At 68.5% G+C, this 25,695-nt stretch carries 28 protein-coding genes and 1 tRNA gene; 20 read left to right on the forward strand and 9 right to left on the reverse strand.

Going from position 1 to position 25,695, the window contains the following annotated elements; translation table 11 throughout:
* Positions 1-514 precede the first annotated feature (514 nt).
* The 9 genes from OXS27_RS20790 (at position 515) to OXS27_RS20830 (ending at position 12,244) form a co-directional block, all read left to right on the forward strand.
* A complete protein-coding gene (locus OXS27_RS20790; protein ID WP_267358494.1) occupies positions 515-1,639 on the forward strand; it encodes an ATP-binding protein in 1,125 nt (374 codons plus the stop codon).
* The gene (locus tag OXS27_RS20795) at positions 1,623-2,048 is read left to right on the forward strand and encodes a response regulator (protein WP_267358495.1); all 426 of its coding nucleotides are present in this window, start codon (positions 1,623-1,625) and stop codon (positions 2,046-2,048) included. The genes OXS27_RS20790 and OXS27_RS20795 overlap by 17 nt, the downstream gene beginning before the upstream one ends.
* Before the next feature lie 8 nt (positions 2,049-2,056).
* Positions 2,057-3,229 (forward strand): hybrid sensor histidine kinase/response regulator, encoded by a 1,173-nt coding sequence (locus OXS27_RS20800; protein WP_267358496.1) that lies wholly within the window; start codon positions 2,057-2,059, stop codon positions 3,227-3,229.
* Positions 3,230-3,396: 167 nt separating this feature from the next.
* Positions 3,397-4,206 (forward strand): Crp/Fnr family transcriptional regulator, encoded by an 810-nt coding sequence (locus tag OXS27_RS20805; RefSeq protein WP_267358497.1) that lies wholly within the window; start codon positions 3,397-3,399, stop codon positions 4,204-4,206.
* An 8-nt stretch (positions 4,207-4,214) separates the two neighbouring features.
* Complete coding sequence (locus OXS27_RS20810; RefSeq protein ID WP_267358557.1) at positions 4,215-7,781, forward strand: PAS domain S-box protein; 3,567 nt, start codon at positions 4,215-4,217, stop codon at positions 7,779-7,781.
* Positions 7,782-7,825: 44 nt separating this feature from the next.
* Positions 7,826-8,209, forward strand: coding sequence for a response regulator (locus OXS27_RS20815; protein ID WP_267358498.1), 384 nt, complete (start codon positions 7,826-7,828; stop codon positions 8,207-8,209).
* A 127-nt stretch (positions 8,210-8,336) separates the two neighbouring features.
* Entirely contained in the window at positions 8,337-10,778 is a 2,442-nt protein-coding gene (locus OXS27_RS20820; RefSeq protein ID WP_267358499.1) for a PAS domain S-box protein, read from the forward strand.
* A 449-nt stretch (positions 10,779-11,227) separates the two neighbouring features.
* Positions 11,228-11,617 carry a hypothetical protein gene (locus tag OXS27_RS20825; protein WP_267358500.1) on the forward strand — a complete coding sequence of 130 codons (390 nt, stop codon included), beginning with the start codon at positions 11,228-11,230 and terminating at the stop codon, positions 11,615-11,617.
* Positions 11,618-11,731: 114 nt separating this feature from the next.
* A complete protein-coding gene (locus tag OXS27_RS20830; protein WP_267358501.1) occupies positions 11,732-12,244 on the forward strand; it encodes a hypothetical protein in 513 nt (170 codons plus the stop codon).
* A gap of 232 nt (positions 12,245-12,476) precedes the next feature.
* Here OXS27_RS20830 and OXS27_RS20835 read toward each other — a convergent pair whose 3' ends face one another.
* Positions 12,477-14,612 carry a hypothetical protein gene (locus OXS27_RS20835; protein ID WP_267358502.1) on the reverse strand — a complete coding sequence of 712 codons (2,136 nt, stop codon included), beginning with the start codon at positions 14,610-14,612 and terminating at the stop codon, positions 12,477-12,479.
* Between the two features lie 419 nt (positions 14,613-15,031).
* On the opposite strand from OXS27_RS20835, the gene OXS27_RS20840 reads away from it, so the two are divergent.
* From OXS27_RS20840 to OXS27_RS20865, 6 genes are all read left to right on the forward strand, one after another.
* A complete protein-coding gene (locus OXS27_RS20840; RefSeq protein WP_267358503.1) occupies positions 15,032-15,724 on the forward strand; it encodes a hypothetical protein in 693 nt (230 codons plus the stop codon).
* Positions 15,725-15,797: 73 nt separating this feature from the next.
* Complete coding sequence (locus OXS27_RS20845; RefSeq protein WP_267358504.1) at positions 15,798-16,805, forward strand: N-acetylmuramidase domain-containing protein; 1,008 nt, start codon at positions 15,798-15,800, stop codon at positions 16,803-16,805.
* 71 nt (positions 16,806-16,876) lie between these two features.
* A complete protein-coding gene (locus OXS27_RS20850) occupies positions 16,877-17,020 on the forward strand; it encodes a hypothetical protein (protein ID WP_267358505.1) in 144 nt (47 codons plus the stop codon).
* Complete coding sequence (locus OXS27_RS20855) at positions 17,020-17,346, forward strand: hypothetical protein (RefSeq protein WP_267358506.1); 327 nt, start codon at positions 17,020-17,022, stop codon at positions 17,344-17,346. The genes OXS27_RS20850 and OXS27_RS20855 overlap by 1 nt, the downstream gene beginning before the upstream one ends.
* 228 nt (positions 17,347-17,574) lie before the next feature.
* The gene (locus OXS27_RS20860) at positions 17,575-18,060 is read left to right on the forward strand and encodes a hypothetical protein (RefSeq protein WP_267358507.1); all 486 of its coding nucleotides are present in this window, start codon (positions 17,575-17,577) and stop codon (positions 18,058-18,060) included.
* Complete coding sequence (locus OXS27_RS20865) at positions 18,060-18,431, forward strand: hypothetical protein (protein ID WP_267358508.1); 372 nt, start codon at positions 18,060-18,062, stop codon at positions 18,429-18,431. Before OXS27_RS20860 ends, OXS27_RS20865 begins: the two co-directional genes overlap by 1 nt.
* 6 nt (positions 18,432-18,437) lie before the next feature.
* Here the strand turns inward: OXS27_RS20865 and OXS27_RS20870 are convergent, their stop codons facing one another.
* The 6 genes from OXS27_RS20870 to OXS27_RS20895 all read right to left on the reverse strand — a co-directional run bounded on the left by OXS27_RS20870 (position 18,438) and on the right by OXS27_RS20895 (position 22,473).
* Complete coding sequence (locus OXS27_RS20870; RefSeq protein ID WP_267358509.1) at positions 18,438-18,764, reverse strand: hypothetical protein; 327 nt, start codon at positions 18,762-18,764, stop codon at positions 18,438-18,440.
* Between the two features lie 448 nt (positions 18,765-19,212).
* Positions 19,213-19,629, reverse strand: coding sequence for a hypothetical protein (locus OXS27_RS20875; RefSeq protein ID WP_267358510.1), 417 nt, complete (start codon positions 19,627-19,629; stop codon positions 19,213-19,215).
* Positions 19,626-19,964: a hypothetical protein gene (locus OXS27_RS20880; RefSeq protein ID WP_267358511.1), complete on the reverse strand. Its 339-nt coding sequence runs from the start codon at positions 19,962-19,964 to the stop codon at positions 19,626-19,628. Before OXS27_RS20880 ends, OXS27_RS20875 begins: the two co-directional genes overlap by 4 nt.
* Positions 19,951-20,193 (reverse strand): hypothetical protein, encoded by a 243-nt coding sequence (locus tag OXS27_RS20885; protein WP_267358512.1) that lies wholly within the window; start codon positions 20,191-20,193, stop codon positions 19,951-19,953. The genes OXS27_RS20880 and OXS27_RS20885 overlap by 14 nt, the downstream gene beginning before the upstream one ends.
* Positions 20,194-20,205: 12 nt before the next feature.
* Positions 20,206-21,894 carry an AAA family ATPase gene (locus OXS27_RS20890; protein ID WP_267358513.1) on the reverse strand — a complete coding sequence of 563 codons (1,689 nt, stop codon included), beginning with the start codon at positions 21,892-21,894 and terminating at the stop codon, positions 20,206-20,208.
* A 60-nt stretch (positions 21,895-21,954) separates the two neighbouring features.
* Complete coding sequence (locus OXS27_RS20895; protein ID WP_267358514.1) at positions 21,955-22,473, reverse strand: hypothetical protein; 519 nt, start codon at positions 22,471-22,473, stop codon at positions 21,955-21,957.
* Between the two features lie 138 nt (positions 22,474-22,611).
* Between OXS27_RS20895 and OXS27_RS20900 the strand changes: the two genes are divergently transcribed.
* Genes OXS27_RS20900 through OXS27_RS20920 form a run of 5 tightly spaced genes read left to right on the forward strand, consistent with a single transcriptional unit; the run spans position 22,612 to position 25,021 of the window.
* Entirely contained in the window at positions 22,612-22,893 is a 282-nt protein-coding gene (locus tag OXS27_RS20900) for a helix-turn-helix transcriptional regulator (protein ID WP_267358515.1), read from the forward strand.
* Between the two features lie 56 nt (positions 22,894-22,949).
* Positions 22,950-23,822 (forward strand): hypothetical protein, encoded by an 873-nt coding sequence (locus tag OXS27_RS20905; protein ID WP_267358516.1) that lies wholly within the window; start codon positions 22,950-22,952, stop codon positions 23,820-23,822.
* Positions 23,819-24,247: a hypothetical protein gene (locus OXS27_RS20910; RefSeq protein WP_267358517.1), complete on the forward strand. Its 429-nt coding sequence runs from the start codon at positions 23,819-23,821 to the stop codon at positions 24,245-24,247. Before OXS27_RS20905 ends, OXS27_RS20910 begins: the two co-directional genes overlap by 4 nt.
* A gap of 49 nt (positions 24,248-24,296) precedes the next feature.
* Positions 24,297-24,497: a hypothetical protein gene (locus OXS27_RS20915; protein ID WP_267358518.1), complete on the forward strand. Its 201-nt coding sequence runs from the start codon at positions 24,297-24,299 to the stop codon at positions 24,495-24,497.
* Positions 24,498-24,547: 50 nt separating this feature from the next.
* Complete coding sequence (locus OXS27_RS20920; RefSeq protein ID WP_267358519.1) at positions 24,548-25,021, forward strand: hypothetical protein; 474 nt, start codon at positions 24,548-24,550, stop codon at positions 25,019-25,021.
* A 100-nt stretch (positions 25,022-25,121) separates the two neighbouring features.
* Here OXS27_RS20920 and OXS27_RS20925 read toward each other — a convergent pair.
* Both OXS27_RS20925 and OXS27_RS20930 read right to left on the reverse strand, forming a co-directional pair.
* Positions 25,122-25,195, reverse strand: a tRNA-Gly gene (locus tag OXS27_RS20925).
* A gap of 137 nt (positions 25,196-25,332) precedes the next feature.
* The gene (locus OXS27_RS20930; RefSeq protein ID WP_267358520.1) at positions 25,333-25,668 is read right to left on the reverse strand and encodes a flagellar protein FlaG; all 336 of its coding nucleotides are present in this window, start codon (positions 25,666-25,668) and stop codon (positions 25,333-25,335) included.
* Between the last annotated feature and the right edge of the window lie 27 nt (positions 25,669-25,695).

A 25,695-nucleotide genomic window follows, 5' to 3' on the forward strand; every position in this document is an offset into this window, starting at 1 on the left:
GTAGGCCGCTGACCTAGGCTGCTAGCCCGCGGTGCCGCGCTCAAGCGAACCATGATCGCCCTGCCCGAACCGCAGTGGGCGTCCGTGAGCTTGAGGTGGATTGGCCGCCAAGTCCTTGCAGATGAAGCAGGGCAGCCGCCGTGCCACGCAACTCCATGGCACGGATGCGCTGACTGCGGGCCAGTACGCGCAAGGTCGGAACGTGCACGTCCCCGGGCCAGCGTACCGCCAGGTCCGCCAGGGCATTGGCATGGATCTCGCGCCCGACGGCCTCGTCCAGCAGGCGGCGCGTCAAACCGTGTGTCCCGTCGCGCATCCCGTTCCGCGTCGCTTCGTTGCCCGAGGGCTTGGGCCCGCCGGAGTGGAGATGTCGGCGCAACAACGGCCAGTCAATTCGATCACTCCTTGGCAGGCCTTGCCGTCGCCGCTTTGTCATCACATTGCGCGCCCGACGTATCCCGGCGCGGGTGGCCGGCATCATCCCCCCTACCGCCATAGACGAAGGAGAGCATGCGTGGAGCGAGCCGCGAACCTGACGGCGGACGACTTCCGCGCGCTCGCGGACGCGCTCCCGCAGATGGCCTGGGTCGCCGAGCCGAGCGGCGACATCATCTGGTACAACCGGCGCTGGTACGACTACACCGGCACCACCATCGAGCAGATGCGCGGGTGGGGCTGGCGCGACGTCCACCACCCGGACCACGTCGAGCGCGTCGTGGAGCGCATCAGCGAGGCGTTCCGAACCGGCGAGCCGTGGAAGGATACCTTCCCGCTCCGCGGCGCCGACGGCGAGTACCGCTGGTTCCTGTCGCTGGCGCAACCGCATCGCGGGCCGGACGGACGCATCCTGCGTTGGTTCGGGACCAACACGGACATCACCGAGCGCAAGGGCATGGAGCGCAGACTCGCGCGCCACGCCATTGACCTGCGCCGCTCGAACGAGGAACTGGAGCAGTTCGCCTACGTCGCCTCGCACGACCTGAAGGCGCCCCTGCGAGGGATCGAGAACCTCGTCGGATGGATCGAGGAGGACCTGGAAGGCTCGCTGACCGGCGACGTCCTCACGAACATGGAGCTGCTCAAGAGCCGGGTGCGCCGGCTCGACAGCCTGCTCGACGACCTCCTGGCCTACTCGCGGGCGGGCCGTGGCGAGTCTGCCGTCGACCGGATCGACACCAGGTCGCTCGTCGAGGAGCTCGCCGACCTGGTCAGCCCGCCCGAAGGGTTCACCATTACGGCGGATAACTCTCTGCCGACGCTCCAGGCCGCCCGGGCACCGCTGACCCAAGCCTTGCAGAACCTGATCGGCAACGCCATCAAGCACCACGACCGGCCGGCCGAGGGTCATATCTCGGTCGAGGCGAGGCCGGCGGGGACCGCCGTCGAGTTCGTGGTGACGGACGACGGGCCGGGCATCCCCGAGCAGTTCCGCGAGCGCGTCTTCGGCATGTTCCAGACGCTTAAGCCCCGCGACGAGGTCGAGGGCAGCGGCATGGGGCTCGCCATCGTGCGAAAGCTGGTCGACCGCCAGGGCGGCAAGGTCTGGCTCGCGGACGGGCCGGACGGTCGCGGGTTGGCGGTGCATTTCACGTGGCCGCTCGACAGCGGGAAGGGACAGGCGGATGGGCTCGACGGTTAACATCCTGCTGGTCGACGACGACGAGGTCGACGTCCAGGGGCTCAAGCGCGCCTTCAAGAAGAGCAAGATCGGCAACCCGATCACGGTGGCCCGAGACGGCATCGAAGCGCTGGAGACCCTGCGCGGCGAGAACGGCCGCGAGCGGTTGCCCAAGCCGCACCTGATCCTGCTCGACCTGAACATGCCGCGCATGAACGGCATCGAGTTCCTGGAGGCGGTGCGCGCCGACGAAGACCTGCGCTCGGCGGTGGTGTTCATGATCACCACGTCGAAGGCCGACGAGGACCGGATGCGCGCCTATGGGCACAACGTCGCCGGCTACATCGTCAAGCGCGATCCGGCCAACACCTTCATGGAGGCGGTGGCGCTGCTGGAGCACTACTGGAAGGTCGTCGAGTTCCCGGCATAGCCACCCCGGTGACGACCCCGACCCGCATCCTGCTGATCGACGACGACGCGGTAGACCGGGCCGCCGTCCGGCGGGCGCTCGCCAAGTCCGGCCTCGCGCACACCCTGGCCGAGGCGTCCGGGGGCGAAGAGGGCCTGCACCTCGCCGCGGCGGAAACCTTCGACTGCGTGCTGCTCGACTACCGGCTGCCGGGCATCGATACCTTCGCGCTGCTCAGGACCCTGCTGGCGGCCGAGGGGCAAGCGCGGGCGGTGCTGATGCTGACCGGCGAGGCCGACCCCGACCTCGCGACCCGGCTGATGCGGGCCGGCGCGCTGGATTACCTGGACAAGGCGGAGGTCACGCCTTCCGGCCTGGCCCGTGCGATCCGCTACGCGGAGGCCAGGCAGGCCTTCCAGGCGGAGCTCGCCGCGGCGCGCCGCGAGGCGGAGGCGAAGTCCCTCGAACTGGACACGTTGAACCGGCAGAAGTCGCTGCTGTTCTCCATCATCGCCCACGACCTGCGCAACCCGTTCCAGGCGCTGCTCGGCCTGTCCGAGGTGCTCGGCAAGGCCGTCGCGGCGCGCGACCCGACATCCATCGAGCGCCGGGCGAAGGGCATCCACGCGGCGGCGACGCAGGCCTACGCCCTGCTTGAAAGCCTGTTCTCCTGGGCGAGCCTGCAGATGGACACGATGGCGGTCACCCTGACCGACGTCGACCTCGCCGCCGTGGCCGCCGAGGTTGTGCACGGCGCCGCGGAAGCCGCCGCCGACAAGGGATTGAAGCTCGAAGCCTCCTGCGGCGGGATCGTCGTCCTCGCCCAGCGGGACATGCTCACCACGGTGCTGCGCAACCTCGTCGGCAACGCCGTCAAGTTCACGCTGCCCGGCGGGACCATCTCCGTCTCGGGCCACCGCGACGGGGACGAAGTCGAGATCTCGGTCATTGACACGGGAGTCGGCATGCCGCCCGGGAAGGTCGACGACCTGTTCCGGCTGGACCGGCGGACAACGACGAACGGCACGGCGGGGGAGCGTGGAAGCGGGCTCGGGCTGTTGCTGTGTCGCGACCTCGTCGAGCGACAGGGCGGCGTGCTCACCGTGACCAGCGCCATCGACCGCGGCACGACCTTCCGATTCCGGCTGCCGACACCCCTCCTGCCCGGACAGGTTCACGCCGACTGCGTTCCGGCATCCTGACCGCCCGGAAGGGGTCGCTCCTACGCTTACGCGATTGACGCCGTCGGCCCGCTTAAAAAAATCGAAGCTCGCCCCGGGGCTTCGGCGCGAGTTGTCAGGTATCGGACAGCTTTGCGCCAGGAAGTCCGCTACTGGACAACCCGACCGCCGCCTCTGCGACCATCCCCGTGAACATCCGCCCTTCGTCCACTATCGACGGCAACCTGCTGCTCGAAGCACTCGATGCTGACGACCGTGGCCTGCTCGCGCCTCACACGGAACGCCGCGAGGTCCGTCGCGGCGACGTGTTGTTTCGCGCCGGCGACGACGTCAGCCACGTCACCTTCCCCGCGCACCATTGCGTCGTCACCCTGGTCGTCCCGCTTATGGACGGGAAGTCGGTCGAGACGGCCACGATCGGCCGCGAGGGCGCCATGGGCGGCGTCGTCAGCCAGGGCTACCTGCCGGCTTTCGGTCAGGCGGTCGTTCAGGTCGGCGGCTCGGTCATCCGAATCGACGCCGCCCGCTTGTCCGAGGCAAAGCAGGCGTCGAAGAGCCTGCGCGACCTTTTCGTGCGCTACGCCGACTGCCTGCTCGCGCAGGTGCTGCAATCGGTCGCCTGCAACGCCGCCCATACCATCGAGCGGCGCTGTTTACGCTGGCTTCTGACCCTGCAGGACCGGATCGGCACGCCAGAACTCCCGGTGACCCACGAACTTCTCGCCGACATGCTTGGGGTGCGCCGCGCCTACCTGACCGAGGTGCTCGGGCGCATGCAACGGGACGGCCTGATCACCATCGGCCACGGGCGCATCACCCTCCCGGATCGGGCCCGCGCGGAGGCCGGCTCGTGCGAGTGCCACGCCGCGGTCCGGCGACACTTCGAGGAGGTGATGGGCGCCGTCTACGCACCCGGCGGACGCATCGTCGCCGTCGACGTCGGCGAGCCGGAAAGACTGAGGTCCCCATCGGCGCTTGTGAAGGACGCAAGCCCGTGAACCAAGTCATGCGGCCCGCCCGGATCGACGAGGACGCGCGGCTGAGCGCGCTCGCAGCGTTCGACGTCCTCGACACCCCGCCCGAGCGCGGCTTCGACGACATCGTCAACCTCGCGCGGCGCCTCTGCGCCGCGCCGGTGGCGCTGGTCAGCCTGGTCGACCGCGATCGCCAGTGGTTCAAGGCGCGTGTCGGCTTCCCAGCGTGCGAGACAGACCTCGACCGCTCGGTGTGCAAGTTCGTCCTGACGGAACCGGCCGTCCTGCAGATCCCGGACCTGACGAGGGACCCGCGCACCCACGCCAACCCGCTGGTGACGGGCGAGTCTCACCTGCGCTTCTACGCCGGCGCCCCGCTGCGTACGCCCGAGGGGCAGGTGCTCGGCAGCCTGTGCGTGATCGACCACGTTCCGCGCCCGGGCGGCCTCGCCGCGGAGCAGGTCGAGGACCTGGAGGCGCTCGCCCGAAAGGTCATAGACCAACTTCTTCTGCGCCGGTCTCTCTCGGACCGCGACCGCGCCGGTCGCCAGGGCGAGGCGGTCGCGGTGACCCTAGCTGGGGTCGCTGCGGCGGGCGGCGACCTCGAGGCGAGCTTTCGAGCCGTGCTCAACGGCGCGATGCGCGCCGTTCCCGCCGCCGAAGCCGGCGCCGTCGAGATCCGCGAGGGCGAGGACCTCGTCTACCGCGCCGTAACGGACGGCCTCGCGCCGCAACTCGGCCTGCGCCTTTCGATCCAGGGAAGCCTCGCAGGCGCCTGCTACCGGGACGACGTCCCGCTTCGCGTGCCGGACGTGCTGCGCGACCACCGGGTCGAGCGCGATCTCGCCGAGAAACTGCGACTGCGTTCCTGCCTGATGGTGCCGGTGCGCAGGGGCGGCGTCGTCGTCGGCGTCCTGAAGCTGCAGTCCAGCCGTCCCGACGCCTTCGCCGAGGATGACCTACAGGTTCTGGGCGTCTTTGCGGGCTCGGCCGCGTCCGGCCTCGCCGAGGCGGGCGAACGCGAGGCGACCCGGGCCGCCGCGCTCACCGAGTACCGGCGCCGCGCCGTGTTCGACAGCGCGCAGGACTACGCCATCATCCTGCTGGACCTCGACGGGCGGGTCACGGACTGGAACGCTGGCGCCACCCGCATCCTCGGGTGGCGCCCCGAGGAGATGTGCGGCCAGACCGCCGACGCCTTCTTCACCCCCGAGGACCGGCGCGACGGCATCCCGGCGCAGGAGATGCACTCGGCCTTGGAGAAGGGCACCGGCATCGACGAGCGCTGGCACCTGCGCCGGGACGGCGAGCGCTTCTGGGCCAACGGCGAGATGATGGTGCTGCGCGACGAGGCTGGCACGGCCATCGGCTTCGTGAAGATCCTGCGCGACCGGACGGAGCAGAAGGAAGCCGCCGCCCGCCTGCAGGAGAGCCAGGACCGCTACAGGCTTGCGGCCCAGGCGACCAACGACGCGATCCGGGATTGGAACCTCGTCAGCGACCACGTGCTCTGGAATGGGGCCCTCTCCGACGCCTACGGTCACGCGCCGGGGGCCATGGAGCCGACCGGCGCCTGGTGGATCGCGCAGGTCCATCCTGAGGACCGCGACCGCGTCGACGCCTCGATCCACGCGGTCATTGACGGCAACGGCACGACCTGGACGGAGGAGTATCGCTTCCGGCGCGCCGACGGCTCCTACGCGCACGTGCTCGACCGGGGTTACGTCATGCGCGGCGAGGACGAGCGCGCCTGCCGCCTGATCGGGGCGATGCTCGACCTGACCGAGCGCAAGCGGGGCGAAGACGCCCTGCGCGCGAGCGAGCGCCGCCTCGGGCTTGAGCGCGGCTTGTTGGAGGCAATCTTCCGCCAAGCCCCCGTCGGCATCTCCATCGCCGGGGTCGAGGCCGGCATGCCGTCGTCGCTGAACGCCAAGGCCGAGGAGATCCTGGGCCACGGACTCGGCACGGAGGGCGACGCCCGCTACGTCTCCTACGGCGCCCTGCACCCGGACGGTCGCCGGTATGTGCCGGCCGAGTACCCGACCCTTCGCGCCCTGCGGAGGGGCGAGACGGTGCGCTGCGAGGAGATGCGCTACCGCATTCCCGGGACGGGCGAGGTGCGTCTCCTGGAGGTGTCGAGCGGTCCCGTGCGCGACGGCGACGGCACGATCCAGGCCGCGGTGACGGTGCTGGTCGACGTGGATGACCAGCGTCGGGCCGACGCCGAGGCCCGCCGTCTCGCCGCCTTGGTCGAGCAGAGCCAGGACTTCATCGGACTGGCGGGCCCAGATGGGAGCGTCGACTTCGTCAACGAGGCTGGCCGGCGCCTCATCGGCCTGTCCGATCTCGCCGCGGCTAGGGTCATCCCCATCGTGGACTATTTCGTGCCGGAGGAGCGTGCGCGCGTCCTCGACGAGGTGCTGCCGGCGGTCGAGCGGGACGGCTTCTGGGAAGGCGAGCTGAACTTCCGGCACGTGGTGACCGGGGCGGCGGTCCCGGTCCTCTACAACCTCTTCCCCGTGCGGGGCGCCGACGGGCGCAGGCTCGGCTACGGCACCGTCACCCGCGACCTCACGGAGCAGAAGCGGGCGCGTCAGGCATTGCAGGCGAGCGAGGCGTCGCTTCGGGCGGTCCTCGACACCGTGCCGGTCGGTATCCTGTTCGCGGAGGCGCCGTCCGGTCGCATCGTCGGCGGCAACCGGCGGCTGGAGGAGATCTTCCGCCACCCTGTCCTGCCCTCGCCCGACGCCGAGAGCTACGGCGAGTGGGTCGCCTTCCATGAAGACGGCCGCCGGGTCGAGCCTCAGGAGTACCCGCTCAGCCGCATCATCCGCGAGGGTCTGGGACACGCCGAGCTGCGGTGCGAGTACCAGCGCGGCGACGGCAGCCGCGTCTGGATCGAGGTCGTCGGCGTCCCGATGCGCGACGAGGCCGGCTCGACGGTCGGCGCGGTCGTGGCGGTTTCGGACATCGACATCCGCCGGCGGGCCGAGGAACGGCAGGAACTGCTCAACCAGGAACTCTCGCACCGCATGAAGAACCTGCTGGCGATGGTGCAGGCCATCGCCGCCTCGACGCTGCGCGGCGCCACCGACATGGACGCGGCGCGCGAGGTCCTGGGCAGCCGCCTGGTCGCGCTCGGCAAGGCGCACGACGTGCTACTCGGCGGCGCCGCCGAGAGCGCATCCTTGGCGGCGGTGGTCCGCGAAGGTGTCGGGGTGCAGGAATCGGCGGGGCGGCGCGTCGCCTTCGAGGGGCCGGACGTCGAGATCGGCGGCAAGGCCGCGCTGTCCCTGGCCCTGACCCTGCACGAGCTGACCACGAACGCGGTCAAGTACGGCTCGCTCTCGGTGCCGGACGGAACGGTGGCGGTGACGGCGTCGCTGGTCGGGCCGGACGACGCGCCGCGCCTGCGCATCGCCTGGACCGAGCGGGGCGGTCCACCGGTCGTGCCGCCATCGCGAAAGGGGTTCGGGTCGCGGCTGATCGAGCGTGGGCTGACGGCGCAGGTCAACGCCGACCTCTCCCTCGACTACCGCCCGGAGGGAGTGGCGTGTTTCGTCGAGGCGTCTTTGGCCGACTTCCAGGCGGTCGCTTGACGCCGCGACGCAACGAAGGGTCGGGCGGACCGTTGCCGCTCGCCATGACCGATGCCCCGAACGCGAAGACCGCCCTAGTGGTCGAGGACGAGATGCTCTTCCGCCTGGAGGTCCGCGACCTCCTCGAAGCGGAGGGCTACGCCGTGGTCGAGGCCGGCAACGCCGCCCAGGCGCTGGAACGGCTCGACGAGGGGGTCGTGCTGGTGGTGACCGACGTGCGCATGCCGGGGTCGATGGACGGCTTGGCGCTCGCGCGCGAGGTCACGCGTCGCCGGACGGACGTGGCCGTTGTCGTCGTATCGGCGCAGATCACGCCGCGGCCCGGCGACCTGCCAGACCACGTGCCCTTCGTCGAACGCCCGTTCCTGGAAAAAGGCTTCCGCGCCGCCCTCGACAGGGCCGAGGCGGCCAGGACCACGCGCCGATGATGTCCACCGGTCAGCTTGCCCCCTGCCGGCACCGGGCACCGTCCAGACCAAAGGACGCACCCGACTTCCGGCCAAGCGCCCCGGAAGGCGTTGGTCCCAGTACGGATGCCGGGTAGAGACCGAGCCCATGGACATCGAGGATCTTCGGGGGGAGGTCGAGCGGCTGCGTCGGAGCGAGACCGCGCTTCTGGCGGAGGTCGCCCGCCTGCGTGCCGGCCGGACCCCGGACGCACCGTCGACCGCGGCGGAGGCCGGCGTCGGCACCGCCCGGTCCGACCTGCTGTTCACCGCGGCGGACAAGACCCGGATGGCGATGATCGTCACCGACCCGAACCTGCCCGACAACCCCATCGTCTTCGCCAACCGCGCCTTCCTGGAACTCTCCGGCTACGCGGCGGAGGAACTCGTCGGGCGCAACTGCCGCTTCCTCCAGGGGCCGGAGACCGATCCGGCTCACGTGGCGCGCATCCGGGACGCGGTCGCAGCCCGGCGCGACGTCGTCGTGGAGTTGCTGAACTACCGGCGCGATGGCAGCCCCTTCGTCAACGAGCTCTACGTCAGCCCAGTCTTCGGCCCGCACGGCGAGCTCCTGTTCTTCTTCGGCAGCCAGCTCGACCTGACGCGCTTCCGCGAGCAGGAGGGCAACGCCGTCCGGCGGGGCGCCTCGTTCCGCAGCCTGCTGGAGGACGGCGAGGCCGGGTTCTGCATCGTCGAGATGCGCTTCGACGCGCGGGGCCGGGCCGAGGACTACCGCTTCGTCGAGGTCAACGCCGCCTTCAAGCGCCAGTCCGGGCTCGCGGGCGCCGAGGGCCGCTGGATGCGCGAGATCGAACCCGAGCTTGAGCAGCACTGGTTCGATACTTACGGCGAGGTCGCACGCACCGGACGCGACGCGCGGTTCAGGGGCACGGCGTCACGGCTGGGTCGCATCTTCGACGTCCACGCGGTGCGCATCGGCAGCCAGGCGCAGAACCGGGTGGCGGTACTGTTCGAGGACGCCACAGCCAGGCAGGAAGGCGAGGAGCGGCGGGTATCGCGGGACCGCGACCACTTGGTCGAGCGCGACCTGGTCTGGCGGACGAGCCGAGACCTGCTCGTGGTCTGCGGCCTCGACGGGACGATCCGCGCGGTCAGTTCGGCCTGGACGGAGCTGCTCGGTTGGCCGGCGGGGAGCCTCGTCGGCACCCGCATCGAGGACTTGGTGCATTCGGACGACCTGGAGGCGGCGACGCAGGCGTTCGAGCCCCTGCGGGTTGGACGGTCCCTCTCCGATCTGGACGTCCGCTTCAGGACCGCGGACGGCGGCCATCGCTGGATCTCGTGGAACGCCATCCCGCAGGGGGACCGTTTCCATGCCACCGGCCGCGACGTGACGGAGCGTCGGACGCTGGAAGAGCAGCTGCGGCAATCGCAGAAGATGGAGGCGGTCGGGCAGCTCACCGGCGGCGTGGCGCATGATTTCAACAACCTGCTGACCGTCATCAAGTCCTCGACCGACCTGCTGAAGCGACCGAACCTCGCCGAGGAGCGGCGGGTCCGTTACGTCGACGCCATCTCCGACACGGTCGACCGCGCCGCCAGGTTGACCAGCCAGTTGCTGTCCTTCGCGCGCCGGCAGGCGTTGCGCCCCGCGGTGTTCGACGTCACCCAGTCGGTGGCGGCCATCGCCGACATGGTGGGCACGCTGACCGGCGCGCGCATCCGCGTCGAGACGGATACCGATGCCGGGATGGACGGGCTCGGCCACCGGCTGCCCTGCCACGTCGATGCCGATCCGAGCCAGTTCGACACGGCGCTCGTGAACCTCGTGGTGAACGCCCGCGACGCGATGAAGGGCGAGGGGCGGTTGCGCATCGCGGTCAGGCGCGCCGACCGCATCCCGGCCTTGCGCGCGCACCCGGCCGTGCCGGGCGATTTCGTGGCGGTGTCGGTCTCGGACACCGGCGCGGGCATCGAGGCGGACCTGCTGGAGCGCATCTTCGAGCCGTTCTTCACGACCAAGGGCGTCGGCCACGGCACCGGGCTCGGCCTCAGCCAGGTGTTCGGCTTTGCCAAGCAGTCGGGGGGCGACGTCGCGGTGGAGAGCGTCGTCGGCGTCGGGACCACCTTCACCCTGTTCCTTCCGCGCTCCGCCGACATCGAGGCGCGTGAGGTCGTGCGGGACGATCCGGGACCGCTCACCGAGGGACACGGCACGCCCGTCCTGGTCGTCGAGGACAACCTGGAGGTCGGCGCCTTCGCGACCCAGGCCCTGATGGAACTCGGGTACAACGCCGCCTGGGTGAAGGACGCGCAGTCCGCCCTCGCCGAGATCGAGGCGTCGGGCCAACGGTTCGAGGTCGTGTTCTCGGACGTGGTGATGCCGGGCATGAACGGGGTCGACCTCGCCCGTGAGATCCGGCGCCGATGGCCCTACCTCCCCGTCGTACTGACCTCGGGGTACAGTCACGTCCTGGCCTCGGAGGGCACCGACGGCTTCCCGCTGCTGGGCAAACCCTACTCGGTCGCCGACCTCAGCCGGGCCCTGCGCAAGGCCCTGAGGGAGCGGTCCGCCCTGACCTTCGGCTGAGCGGGAACCGAGCGGTGGAAAGCATGGGCCGGCAGCGCACCCGCGGCGGCCCGCGCGCGTTGACGTGCGTCGCCAGGTCGGCGGACAAGGGGGACAGCCATGCAGTCGGATACGCCACGCCCGGGTGAGGACCCGTTGCCGCCCATCGGGGATCCGCCGACCGAGCCGCCAGCGCCGCAGCCGCCCGGCCCGATCAGCGCGTCCTGACGGGACGCGTCTGCGGACCGCGACGCCATGGTTGCGACGCCGCGGCCCGATGAACGTGGTTCCCTGGCGGCCGGACATCCGGCAAGTCGTCGGACGCTTCGGCCCGTAGCCGTTTCCCGCCCCCGGGTGTAGCCGACGACCGGGCGCATCGTCCGACCGCCGGACTACGACCCTATGGCGACGGCGTCGTCACCTCCCGGGGAACCTTTCAGCGGTACTTCACCCCAGCCGAGCTCAAGGACATGGTTCGCGAAGCCCTTGGCGTCGAAGGGTTCGCCGTCGGGCTCGGCGTCGTCTTCGCATTCCGGGATGCGGCGGACGAACGGGAGTTCCTCTTCCGGAGGCAGGTGCGCCGATCCGAGCGGGCCGTCTCGTTCCGCCCGCCGCGCGAACGGTCGGTCCCGCTTCGGGAGCCGCTCGTCGAGCGAATCAAGCCAGCCCTCGAAACGCTATGGCGTTCCCTCCTCGACTACGGAATGGCGCCCGTCTCGGACGAGGTTCCGTCCGACGTCGCCAAGGTGCTCAGACAGTCCAACGTATCGCTGTCTCGAGCCATCGCTTGGTGCGAGGGCATCTACGACCGCGACGATTTCATCAAAGCAGCGAAAGCGCGGAAGGAGGATCTGCTTTAATACTTCGCCCTCGTCGCTTTCTCGAAATCCGTCGCCCTGAGCGACCTCGCTTCCGGCCTGCAGCGCGATGCCCGCGTTTTCTTCGGGGGCGTGGCCAAGGCTAAGGACGCAGCCTTGGCCTACCTGTTCACGCTTCGAGACGAGGTGCGCATCCGGGAAGCTTGCGGACAAGCGGTTGAGGCGGGCATCGCACATCGCGACGGTGACAGGGCGATACATTTCCGGCGGGACGACAAGGACGACCTGCCACTCCACCTGCGCGGCTTCGTCGGGTGTGCAAGCGTCCTGTACGGCGACCTAGATGACGTTGACGTCATACACATAGATACCGACAAGATGCTGGTCTCAATGTTCTACATCGAGAATTTTGACGCTAAGTTGCCAATCATTCTTAGGATGGCACGTGTCGACTTGAAGCGGCAGACTATAAGAGACCAAAACTTCGATGCCTCGGATCGGCGTGTATTTCTCGCTCGCTCCGCCTACGCGACGGACCCTGGCGACAGGGCGGATCGGACGATGATCGAGGCGCGTATTCGTAGTTTGATTAACCTCGGGCAGCACGTCTCATCAGTTAAGTACACTGAATTAGTTCAAGTCCTCAGCGAGGCAGCAAAGAGAATGTAGGGCACTTCACCAATCAAAGGTATCGATCGTCCTGACGTACGTCAAACGTAATCAATTACCGTACATTAGGGCGTATTTTACAAATTTATCCATCGCTTTCAAAGATAATATTGATCGGTTTTTCCGATATCTATTAGGACCGGCCGGAAGCTCGGCGAGTGTTAGGATGGCAAGACCTATGAGGCCACGGGGCGAGCAGGTTTTGCAACGGACAACCCCCAAGGGGATGGGGCTACGCGGGAGGGTTGTGCTGGAGTTCCCAGGCGAACCTTTCGCCTATCTCCAGCAGTTGGCGGCGCAGGTGCGGTACGGTCACGACGCTGCCTGCGGTGGCGTTGATGCGTGCCACGACCGCGTTGGCGAATGGGAGGCCCCAACTGCCGTACCGACCCAGGACCGTCTGAGCGGCCATGAGCGAACCGCGGATGCAGCCCTTTAGCTCGCCATCGAGCTCAGCCAGGATGGCCATACCGGGCTGCCCGAAGGCGGCCAGCAGCGCCTCGATGCCGGCCTGTGCGCCCTCGACGGTGGAGGGCCACGGGATCTCGGATGGGAATCCGTCGAAGTCGCTGCTCATACTTGCATACGTCAGCCTGAGCAGCCGCAGGGCGGCCGGCATGCGGCTGACGCTGCGATGGCTGATGATCTCGTCCATCAGATCGAAACACGGGACCATGTCCGGATAGTAGGACGGCTGGAACGTGGCGACCAGATCTGGCGCCGGCGACGTGACGGCGGGCATGGCGGGCTCCGGCATGGCTACGGTGGGCGGGGGCGCAGGGACGGGCGCGACGGCGTAGGGACGGCCTGGACGGTATCCAACGACATCGGCGAGGACCGCGGCCTCCCAGGCGGCAGGCGTAGGTGCCGTGCACAGGGCCGCGGCGATGCGCAGGACGCGCTGACGGGCCGGCGCGGGCGCGGCCCCGGAGAGGCGCTTGCGGTACGTGTCCGTGGCCGTGACGTCGGACCATGCTTGGCCGAGGTCGTACGTCGTCGCGGTGTCTATCAGGCCCGACACGAACGTCGCCGCGGCCTCCACGGCCGGGTCGCCACCACCGGACAGGAATGCGAGGTCGCCACTCTGCCGGCCGCGGACCTTCGCAATCCATTGCACCGTGTTCCGGTGCATGCGGTCCGAGTAGAGCGTCGTGACGGCCAGGAAGGCGTCGCTGGCCTGGCCGTGCCCGGTGACGTGCAGCACGCGGGCCATGTCCTCATCGCCACCGTGCGAGGCGATGAGGCGGCACGTGGCCTGTGCATCGAGGCCCTCCTCGGTCCCCCACGGACCCTGACGCATGTGCATCATCCCGCGAGAAAGATGCCGGACCCTTCCCTTGGCGACGGCGCTAGCGACTACGGCATCCGGATCGACCGGCATCCGGCACTGACGGGCGACGACGACATGGTCCGCGAGCACGGCCACGTGCAGCCCGATGCCAGCGGCCTCGATGGCGGCCGCGGCCTCCCGGAGCCGGCGCCGGTGCTGGCGCAGGGCCGCGGGATTCCGTGACGGAGCCCACAGTTTCTGTGCCAGGGCAGCCAGCGTGACGACGCTGACGCGCTTGCCCGGCATGCCCTCGTTCTCCAGGAAGTGCACGACGTCGCGCGCCGTCGGCGCGAGGGCGTCGATTGCGGCCTCGCGCTCGGGCTGCCCCCGGAGCCGCTGCAGGGCGCCGCGGACGGCTCCGAACGTGACGGCCACCGGGACGAGGGACAGGGTGCCGTCCGCATCCCGCTGCCGGGCGTAGCGTGTCCGCAGGCCCTCGATCCGGTCCCGCACCGCCTTCGTGCTCAGGTCCTCGCCTGACACGGCATCGCCGTGCACGATGCACCAGGCTGCAAAGTCGAGCTCGGACCTGGCAGCGTCGGTCGCACCCGGCTTCGTCGTCTCCGGAGCCACCGCGGTCATCTGCCCGTAGAACGCGACCAGCCGGTCCACGAGGCCCGTGTGGTCGTCGTCCGCGAGGGCGTGGCCAGGCATGGCACGGTGGGCCGCGACATCCGCCTCTATGCCCGTGCGCAGGGCCACACGGTCAACCGGGCCACGCTGGGTACGACGCAGGACCTTGGCCCGTTCCCGGGCAAGCGGGCGGACCGCATCACACAGCCGCTGGTTCGAGACGCTGAACCGCGAGACCCTAAGACGCTCGGTGCAGAACCGGATGACCGAAGCCTTCACGTCTCGGACCGTCCCCTCGGTCAGGTCCGAGACGCCGCCGCTCTCCCGGTACCGGGATACGGTCTCGTCGAGAAAATGGTTGAGGGCGATGGGGTCGACGGCGCGACGCGTGTCACGGACCTGACGCCGGGTGAAGGCGTAGGCGGCCGGGCGGATGGCGTCGAAGAGTTCGGGATTGGCTGACACGCCGGGGACAGATCCTGAGGGGCCGAATCCCCTGTCCGATTACGATAGCCCCCGGTGAACATAGGCACCAGACCATCTGCACGATTTCTCCTGTTAAAACTGTATTTTCGGACCCGTTTGGGATTGTCACGCACCATGGATCTCTGAGACCGAGGGGCGGTTCTCGAAACCCGGTCGGGTCGAACCGCGCCACCGACACATGTCCTTCCACGATCACGATAGGGCCCGGTGAACCCGGCACGAACCAACCCACGGCAAGTGCTGGATAAACGTCGGAACGGGTTGTCACGCCACGCTTGAGCTTTGCGCGTCGCAGCTAGATACATGGCCCGCGGAACAAAGAGCGATTCGCAGGGCCGGGGGTTTCCAGGATGAGTGGCGGGCAGGTTCGGGCATGTCGCGCGGACAGCTATCTCAACATGCGAGACGCGGCGGTCGACGCCGCCCACGACCTCATCCGGGCGCGGGGATACACTCCGGCCCAACTGACAACGCTTCTCAACAAGTCGTTCGCCGACAACGACGGTGCCGCCCCCAAGCACGTCGAACTCGTGGAGGCCGTCCGCGACCGGATCGAGGCCAAGGGCTACGCGCTGAGCGAGCTCGCGACCAAGATGCCGTCGGTGCGCCGCGACTTCGTGAAGCGGTTCATGTCGGGGCGCGAGCTCGTCAGCCTCGACCGGTCGATCAGCATCGCCGAGGCCGTAGGGCTCAAGGCGCGCATCGTTTGGGAGGTTGACGAAAGCATCGCGCCGCGCCGTCGTACGGACACGCCCCGTGCCGTCTACGAACGCTGCAGGCCAGATCCCGTGTCACCGCCTCCGACCCATCAGCGCCGCGGCATCTATCGGGCCCGGCGCGCCGTGCACTCGCTGAAGGCGAAGGTCCTGAACGGATGGGCCGAAGGCCTGAGCAGGCAGGCGTGTGCGGACCGCTGCGGCATCGAGCTCGGCTACGTCGACCGCATCATCAGCGTGGCCCGGCAGCAGGGCGACCCGCGGGCCCATCGGCGCCGGGCTCCGAACGCGAACTCGAACGTGCCGGCTGCAGAGCGGGGGTTGTCCGTTGCAGACGCTGGCCGCCCCCTCAGCGACACGGCATCGTCGGGCTGAGGGCCGGTCCCCCCGTCCAAACGCGCAAGCGTGTCCCCGCGTCCGGCGGTGCCGACCACTGACGGGGAACATCATGAAACTGGATCCGAGATACGTCGCGGCCGTCGTCGCGGCGGCGCCGCAGCAGGGCATCGAGCCCGCCGCGCTCCTCGCCGTCGTCGAGACGGAGACCAACGGCCGGCCGTTCGAATCCGCCGACCTCGACCCGAGCGACGGCATCGAGCCGGCGATGCTCTACGAGCGCCACGTGGCCTACCGGGGCTTCGCAGCCAAGGGTGCCGACATCCTGGCCGAGGCAAAGCGCCAGGGCCTTGTGGTGCCGAAGTGGCAGGGCCCGCGCAGCGCGCAGTACGCCGACCAGGGAACGTCCGCTGGCCGTCTTGCCCTGATCGCCCGCGCGGCTGCGCTCGATCCCGAGGTGGCGTACGCCTCCTGCTCGATGGGTTGGTTCCAGGTCCTGGGCGAGAACCACAAGCATGCCGGGTTCGACAGCGCTGTCGAGATGCACTCCGCCTTGACGCGCGGCGGCATCGAGGCCCACCTCGCTTGCGGCGTCGCCTTCATGCGGTCGACCGGGCTCATCCGGCACTTGGCCGCGCATGACTGGGCAGCTTTCGCCCGGGGCTACAACGGCAAGCAGTTCAAGAAGAACGGCTACGACACGAAGCTGGCCGCGGCCTACGCCGAGTGGACCACGAAGCTCCCGGCGGCACCGGCGCCGGCAGCGACGCTGGCCGACGCCTCGACCCTGAAACTCGGCGACCGCGGCCCCCGCGTCCGGGCCCTGCAGGAGTCCCTCGCGGCCTTCGGCACGCCGGTCAAGGCGGACAGCATCTACGGGCCGGCCACCAGGCGCGCCGTCGGCGCCGCACAGGTCGAGCTCGGCCTCACCGGCGACGGCGTAGCGACGTCGGACTTCGTGGCGAAGCTGGAGGCGGCGCCGGCGCTGGCCAAGGGCGAGCGCGAGGTGGCGCCGAAGTCCGAGGTCAAGGAAGTCAGTTCGCTGCGCGCGCCGGCGACAACCTCAAGAAGGTCGGTGGGGTCGGTCTCGCTACCGTCTCAGCCTACCAGGGCTATCTGACCCAGGCGCAGAGCGGCGTCGACCAGCTCAAAGCCGCACGTGACAGCGTCAAGGGTCTGGTCGGCGACGGCATGCAGGCGACCGCTACCGCCTGGTTCGTCGAGCACTGGCAGGCCGTGTTGCTCGCGGGCGGATTCGCGACAGCGATGGTGCTCGGCGGGTCGCTCGTCGAATCCGCCGTCCGCGCCTACCGGTCCGGGAGGCTCGTCGCCTGATGGGCACGTTCTGGGTCTGGCTCATCCTGACCGCAGGCCTGCCCGCGGTCGTGGCCCTCGTCGTCGTCGTGCTCGGCTTCGGCCCGGCGTTGGCGACCTTACTCGCCAACAGCAAGATCGCCCGCGGCGCCGGCATGCTGGCTGCGTTCGTGTGGGCCCTGCTCGTGGCCGCGGCGCGCATCCGCTCGTCGGCCCGCGACGAGGCCCTCGAATCCGTCCAGCGCGCCAACGCCGCCGCCCGGGAAGACCGGGAGCGGATCGAGAAAGACGTCTCCCAACTCGACGACAGGGAGCTGACCCGTGAACTTCAGAGGTGGTCTCGATGACAAGGCTTCACAGGGCGCTGCTCGCCGCGCCGATCCTGACATCAATGCCCATGGCCGGGCAGTGCTCCACGCTATCCGGGGGGCGGGAACGGGCGGAGCCTACTGCGACATCGCTACTCCGATGCTACCGTCCCAGTCTCAGATCGCGACAATGTCAGTCGCGGAAAAGAAGCAGGTCCTGACGCAGCTTCGCTACGGGCAGCGTCACTGCGGCTGGCGCCAGGGCCAGTGAACGTCGTCACGGTCAAGCCGAAACTCACCGTCTATACGCCCTCCCGGGCGATGGAATGGCAGGGCGCAGCCGTAAGCCTGGTGTTCGCGGTAATCCTTGTCCTCGGACCCGTGTTCGACACGGGCACGCAGTGGAATCGGTTTGCCGAGATCGGGACGGAGCGTGAGTGGGGCTTCGGCATCGGCTGCGTCGCTGCGCTGCGACTCCTCGCCCTGATGATCAATGGAAGGGACCGTCGGACGCCCGCCCTCAGGGCAGCTACGGCGCTCCTTGGAGCGGGCCTCTGGGCTTTCGTTGCGGCGCTCTTCATCGTACCGGGCGAGCCGTTGACGACCGGGGTTGGCGTCTACGCCGTGCTGTCCTGCAGCGACCTTGTGAGCGCGTGGCGAGCCGCGAAGGACGCGGCCATCGCCAAATGGATCTGGGGCAAGGCAATGGCGCAGAATCCGCCGGCGCCATCGTATTGGGAGCCGGCGCCCTGATGTCCGTTGCTGTTGATCTGGGTAATGCGTTTCTGGCAGGGGCCGATGCGACTTGGACGGCAGTCAGGCCGTACAAGGAGGCGGTGTTCGGCCTCATGACCATTATCGGGGGCGCCCTGGCCGCGTTTTTCGGCGCCTATAAGAAGCAGGGCCGGCGACCTGAGGAGGCCCTGGACGAGGCCGCAGCGACGCGGCGGATCACGACTGTCACTGTCACACAGCTTCACCTGGATGACCGAAAGATCGTCGGCGAGCTGCAGGAGGCCGTGGTCGACATGACGAGGGCGGTGAAGAAGCTCACGACCACCCTCATCGACGAGGCCGACGAGCGGGAGCGGCACGCCCGTCACCGGGGCGAGCCGGCGACCTGACAGCCCTCAGGGCTTGAACGCCGGCTCGGGCTCCTCGGCCGGCGCGAGGAGGACGGGCCCGCGCTGGCCCTTCATCCTGCGCTCTCGCTTATGCTCTCGGTCCTCTCGGCCGAGGACGTAGAGCGAGCCAGTCTGCGTCCGCGCGTACGATTCCGTCATCTCGACGATGCGGCTCGTCGTCATGATGGTGTCCCCGACCGTGCTGCCCCAGCACAAGCCGTTCAGGCGGAAACCTCCGCCCTGGTGCGGGCGCGTGATCCAGTCGGTCAACAGCGGAGCAGTGGCGGCCTCGTCGCCGTGCGTCTGCCGGAGATGGTCGCGGAGGGCGGTCATCTCAGCGACCTCCGCAGGTGTCTGGTCTCGCAATCTCATGTCGGTCCCCCCTGGATGTCCAAGGCTAGCCCCGGGGAACGCCAGGCACGAGACGGCTCGCCGTGACGTCATTCCGCGCAGAATCGCCATTTGTGACGTGGTTCTGCGCACCCGTGACGTCATTCCGCGCGATCAGTGGTCCAGATACCCAATGGGTTCGTCCGCGCCGTCCGGAGGGCCCATCGCTTGCTCGCAGGTTCCGGAGGCGCTCGACAGGGCCTCCTCGATGCGTGACACGGCCGTCTGTATTCGCCGGAGCTCATGCCTTGTCGCATGGGATTCGTTCGTGCGGAAATCAGCGGCGAGGTTCTCGATGCGCAGAGCAAGCGCCTCGGTCGCCTCAGCCGGGAAGTATTTCTTCCGCGATCTGCGAAGGTAAAAAAACCAGTGCTCTCTCTTCCTTGCCATCTCAGTCCCCTGTGTTGATGTCGCCGGTGCCGTTCGGGCAATTATTGTCCTCGCCCGGTGCGGCGAAGACGATGTGCTGATCGAGGATGCCGTCCCGCTGCTGTGACATCGTCCAGCCCAGGGTCGGGTAACCGGTCGCCGTCATCGTCCCGCCGAGCAACCCACCGCGGGATCGACCGCCCGATCCGGTGCCACGGTACGTCACGGCCTCCCGCCCGGTCGTGAGGCTGACGCGGCCGCACGTCACGGCCACGGTCCAGCCGCCACGCCGGTCCGGGACGGCATCGAGCCGGGCGAATCGCGCCTCGCCGCCGCGGGCCGGGGCGCGCCCCTCGTAGTGCCAGGGCTCGCTCGTGGTCGGGTACCTGTCGGCCAAGGCCGGCGCCGACGCGAGCAGGACTAAGGCGAGTGCCTTCATGACAGGATCCCCCACGCGGCGCCGTCGGCCGAGAAATGAACCAGGTGCGCGGTGGCGACGGGAGCGCCCTCCTCGTCGACAAAAGCGGGCCCGCTGAAGGGGCAGAACCGGATGCGGACCGCCGAGGGCCACTGGCGCGCCTCGGTGATCGTACCCCGGGCGTGCGCCATGACGCTTCGTTGCCCGAGGCGGATGACCCGCTGCCGGCCCGCCTCGCTGACTTGGAAAGTCACGTCCATCAGCGTGACGGCGTCGCGATGGGCGACGAGGCGGCCGCCCTGCCGAACGCTCCAGCAACGCCGCGTCAGGTTCCGGTAGACGTCAACGTGCGACACGGCGGGCCTCCTCAAGCGGGGCCAGCCGGCCGGCGGCGGTGACGGCGGCCTGAGCCAGAACGAGGCCCTCGGCCAGGGTCAGGCCGCGGTCGCGCACGAGGCGGCCGGTATGCCCGACATACTCCTCTAAGATCGGGCCGAGGCGAGCGTCGACGGTACCGGCTAGCCGGTATCCGCGGATGATGCCGGCGAGGTAGTCCCACACGGGGGCGAGAGTCGGATCGATCATGATGGCCTCCCCTCACATCCGTGTCGCGCGGGATTCGCGCATGCTGATCATGGTCTCGACGACGCGCTTGAGCAGGCGGACTGAACCACCCGTCCATACGGCCTGGACGAGCTCGATCTCATCGGGAGAGCAGTCCGGCACCCACACGTCGTCCGTGCCCCGTTCCGCCCGGATCTCGTCAAGCACGCCGCCGATCAAGGCCGGGAGATGCTCGGCCTTGGGCTCGGGCATCTGCACGATGCGGAACCGGTCGAGGAGCGCCTCACCCAACCCGGTTAGAGTATTGGCGGTGGCGATGTGCGAGATGCCCGATAAGTCGACCGCTGTCTCAATCATCGGGTCGAAGAAGCGCGCAGCATCCGGCAGATTCAGGAGGGGCAAGATCGCGTCCTGGAGCCGGCCGTTGTGCTGGGACGAGCCCGCCTTCTCAAGCTCGTCCCACACGAACAGGGCGGACGCCGTCGAGAGCCGCTTCAGGAGTTGCAAGGGCAGGCAGGCCCGGGCTGTGCTCCACTGCCGGCTTGTCCCGAGAGCGGCTGCGTCCGCGACACCCGCACAGGGATAGATCTGCACACCCAGTCCCAGGATCTCGCCCAAGCGGCGGGCGAAGCGCGTCTTCCCGCATCCCGCCGGGCCGACGATCAAAATAGGCTTCAGGTACACGTGGGGGCGGCCGACCAGATCGCGCAAAATGGTGTCGATGATCCGCTCGGCATGCGGGAACTCGGAGACCAGGGCATCCCGAGCCTCGGCAAGGTCGCCAACGGGCTGGAGAGGCCATCTCTTGCCCGCGAAGGGCGCCCACTCCGTTCTCGGTGTCGAGCCCGTCGAGCGACCGGCCCTGGCCCCGTCCTCCGCGCCGCCCGGCAGATGCTGTGTGGTCGCCAGGACGAGTAGGGACGGCCCCGAGAAGTCCGGCAACGCCGTCGGCTCGGTCTGGCTGGACGCCAAGTCGCGCAGGCGGGACGCCGCGAGCTTTTCACGGAGGAATCGCGCAGTCCTGCTGTCCTCCTCCAGGACCGCCGGCACCGCCCCCAGCAGGATCTGCTGACCTTCCTTCCTGGCGTCGGTGAGCGCGCCCAAGGCTCCCTGGCCCGCCCGCCAAGGCTCGCCAGGATCTCCCGACAGCCCCAGAAGCACCCGGGCGTAGGCGGCGACGTGCGGTCCGTCCATCTCATCTAGGTTTTCTGCCGCGCACTCACGGACGTCACGGCGGCCAACGGCGTCGCCGAGCTCCATGAGGCTCAGGGCGAGGATGCCGGTGAGCAACCGGTATTCCTGCAGCAGCTTAGCAAACTCGCCGTCCTGCTCGTCCCAGGGCAGGACGCACGACGAGAGCGACTCGGCGCGGCCGGTGCAGTGCTCGTGCAGTGCCCGCAGGCGCACCAGGGCGGTCTGCTCGTCGTACGACCGGCGGCCCGGCTTGCCGCGTTCGAATTCGGCAACGATGGAGCACGCGCAGGCCCACGCCCAGGCAAGCGAAGGGTCGTCCACGAGGCTGTTACGGAGCAGCTCGCGGGCGCTGCAGTACAGCCCGCCCAAGCGTTCGATCACGACGAAGCGGAGCGTGGCGACGACGGGTTCACCGGGCTCCGGGGCGGCGACGTCGCCGCGCAGCCAGGCGCTCAGGTCGTGGCAGTGCTGGGGTCCCAGCTTGGGGGTCGTGCGCATCGGACATCTCCGGTGCTCCCGGGCGGCCAATGCCGTCCCTTGAGCGGAAGTGCCCCTTATACGTCGGCAGGTCCTAACGGAACGTTGCGCTCAGTCTTCCTGCACAGGTCTCAGCGGTTTTTCCCGTCTCACGGCCCTTAGGACCGCTATCGCGTTGGCGGCCGCACGCTCGGCATCATCCAGGTCCTGGGCCACTCCGACGTGCTCGCCGTACTCGTCGGCGTAGCGGGCCAGGGCCGACAGGACCCAGCCCATACCTTCGGCGTCGGGGAATGCACCCGACATTGCCAGGGCCCGCAGGATCGCCGGGCCCAGCCCATTCTTGGCGATCCGATCAGGCTGGCACGTGCGCCGGTTGAGGCCGAAAGCCAGGGGGAGCGCATGCGTCCAGCCGCCTGGCCACAGGGCGCTCGCCACGGCGTCTACGGCAGGTGCCAGGGCCGCATTGACCTGTCCGACGTCTAGCGCCTCGGGCTCGCCGTCGCCGATCAGGTGCGGCTTGCGGGCTACGTCGTAGGCCAACGCGCGGTTGCCCACGCGCCCGACGACGGTCCACCCGGCCGGCGCCGGCCACACGTCCGGCAGCATGTATTCGAGGATGATCTCCATGCCGTACGCGGTAGCACGGCGAACCCGAAAACATGGTTAACGGCGGCCGCATGGTGCCTTGCCGAGGCGGGGCCTAGCGTAGCCGTGGTGTCGCGCAGACGGGACATCCAGGTCGTTTTGGCGGGGCATGTCGCATCCATGAGTCAGATCGATCTCGTCGAGCTCGGGGCCCGCGTTAAGGAAGCGCGCCGGGTGTCAGGTCTGACGCAGGCCGCAGTCGCCGAGATGGCCAGCGTATCCAGGACGCGCCTGATCGCCCTGGAGCTTGGGTACGCGCCCGACATGTCGATCTCAAACGTCCTTCGCCTGCTGAACGGCGTCGGGCTCGATCTTCGTTTGACGACCTTTAACGCGGGCCGGCCGACGCTCGACGACCTGCTCGCGGAGGATGAGGCCGAAGGCTACTCGCCCCGCATGTAGGCGTGCTGCTGCCTCTCCTGGTCGCTCCGTATCCTCCGATTCGAGGAGACGGGACCATGGATCAGAAGCGTTCGACTGAGGACCTCTCGGCCCCTTGGGAAGCCGGCATCGTCTATCCGGACGGCCGGGGCGCAGTGCTCATCACCCCACGTGGCGGCGTTCCCAAGGCTGAAGCCGAGGCCATTGCCCGGACTTACAAGGATGCTGCTCGCGACGAGGATGGCATTGTCGAGGTGCATAGCCTCAATGGCTATCCTTCACGGGCCATCATCTCCTTCACTCTCGGAATTAGCCAAGTTAACCTTCTTCGCCGCACAGGAAGTCGGTTCACACTGAGCTTCTTCGGCGGAGTGCTGCGCTCGTGTCGCGACGACGGGTTCCACACCGCGGCCCACATCCCACCGACCCCGCAGCAGACCTTCCGCCGAACGGAGAACGAGGCGGTCGGCTCCGATGCCGTGACGCCTCCTGAGGAGCGTGACCGGCTCAGCTTCAAGTTCCGCGTCGAGGATGAGGTCGACGCCTTGGTGCGCGGCCAACCACCGGCTGGCCGAAATGGTATCGGCGTGGCGGGCCAGGCATCCATGAACCCCCGCGAGATACCCACCGACGGATGGTCCATCGAAGACGAGGTGCGGGCTGAGCGAATCCGGACTGAACGCGCCATGGGCCGGGTCGTCATCTACGATGAGGTCGATAGCTTCGACACGGCAAAAGCGCTGCCCGAGATACCCGAACGGTTTCGAGGCAAGGCCAAGGTCGTCATGACACCTGCGGGCCCCGACCCGCTGCGGGAATCCCTCGTGACGCATGCTTACCAGGAGATGTTCGGTCCGCGCACGACCACGAGAAACAAGGGTGGCTTGGGAATTACCGAATTCACCCGGCGACCTGGGTTCACATATTCAACTAACGAGGAGGAACCATGACCCGGACGCAAACTCACACCGTTGCTGAGCTCGAACTTCCCGGCGCCGCCTACGACGAGATCCGGAAACTCCTCAAGTCCGCCGGGTACCAGCATGCGTTCGGCGAGGACGGCCTGATCGACATGACCGGTATCGGGGTAACCCGATGCGACGCCGGCGAACCCTTTAATGGCGACTTCGTCCACTCTCATTGGACCGATCTGTTCGACGGCCCCGAGGCATATCTCGCGTGGCGTGACGGGCAGCGCGCCGGTCCGAGCGAGCCCACAGATTCCTTCGGCGCCCATTTGACCGAGGGGGTCATAGGTCGGATCGGGGACCGCGAAATCGGCCCAGGCCATGTCGTCCTTTCCGAGGAGCGGTACCGCTGGCTGTTACTGAAGGCCGGGCTATCCGCCGAACAACAGCCCGAGGTGACCGCATGACCGACACGCCCCGCATGCTCGCCAACGACTGGGATTCCTTCGCCGCGGCGTGCAGCTCCAGGACACGCCGGACATCCAGAAGCGCGAGATGAAGCGCGCCTTCATGGCCGGCGCCCGGAGCTACAGCGGCCTGATCATGCGCCACGTCTCGGGCGGTGACGAGGTGACCGAGACCGACCTCGCGATGATGGAGGCCCTGGAGGTCGAGATGGCCGCCTTCCTGGCCGACGTCATGGCAGGCCGGGCTTAGGCGCCCTGTAACCCGTCACGGCTACGGTGCACCTAACCAGGAGTGCACCCATGCCAACCATCCGCCGACCGCCCACGCCTTCATGGCGTAAGCGGAAGTTCTTCGGGCACGCCTGCGAGACGCTGATCACTCGCAGCAATTTGGACCTCGAATGTGACCGCTGGTTCCACGAGTCGGACCTGACGGATGCAGCCCGCGAACTGTTTTTGAAACTTAGCCTGACGGCCTGGTTCGTCCGCCTCCCGGGCGAGCGGCAGCATTTCGCCACGCTCGTCGAGCTCACGGGGCACCACCCTTCGAGCCAGGCGATCCGCGATGCGGCTGGCTGCGTCCCGCTGACGGCAACGTCGGTTCGGGGCGACCATCAGCATATCGACACCGGTAGCTGGCACTACAGTTTCATCGCCGGCCATGCCCAGGCTTATCTCAACGGGAATCCCGAGTGGTGCTGGGATGGCCTCAAGCCGTATCTTGAGATGATGGCCATGCCGCCCGAGGATCGCGACGCCTTCAAGGACATCTGATCCACCCCGACCGGTGCGGTCCCAGGGGCATTTGTTGTATCAATGTTGTATCACGCGCCCCCTGGGGCGGTCATCCACAGGCTAAGTCCTTGTGGGATAATGGAGCGGGCGGCGGGAATCGAACCCGCATATTCAGCTTGGGAAGCTGACGTTCTACCACTGAACTACGCCCGCCCACATAAACGGCGTCTGGGGCGGCAAAAGCGGAGCAACCGCTCAGCCCGAACCCGAAGCGTTCATGCTTGGGCATGATCTAGCAGCCGGACCGCGACGGCGTCAAACGGATCATCCGCCGCGTGCGGTCCTGGGAATCAGGCGACCCGCGATACGCTACCGGCTGATTGTTTTTGCGTCTCGCGGGCGGAATCGTAGGCGCGGTTCCGCAATGCGGTCTCGCTGGGCAGCTGATCGATCACGGTGCCGGACGTGGTGTCCACCACCTGGAAGACGATGGCGCTGGTATCGAGATCCTTGATGTATCGCGCCTTGCCGTTCGTCGTGGTGATGTCGAGTTTCACCGCAGGCTCCAACGTCTTGGCGCTCACAGGCGGCTCGGACGGCTGCTGCGTCTCCGCAGGGGCGGCCGTGGCGCCGAGGGCATCGAGGCCCTGCGGTCCCGGCGGGGCCGCGAGCGGGCGGATCTCCATGGCTGATCTCCTGCTGTCCTGTGATCG

It is taken from the genome of Methylobacterium sp. GC_Met_3 (assembly GCF_026540775.1).
GTDB lineage: Bacteria > Pseudomonadota > Alphaproteobacteria > Rhizobiales > Beijerinckiaceae > Methylobacterium.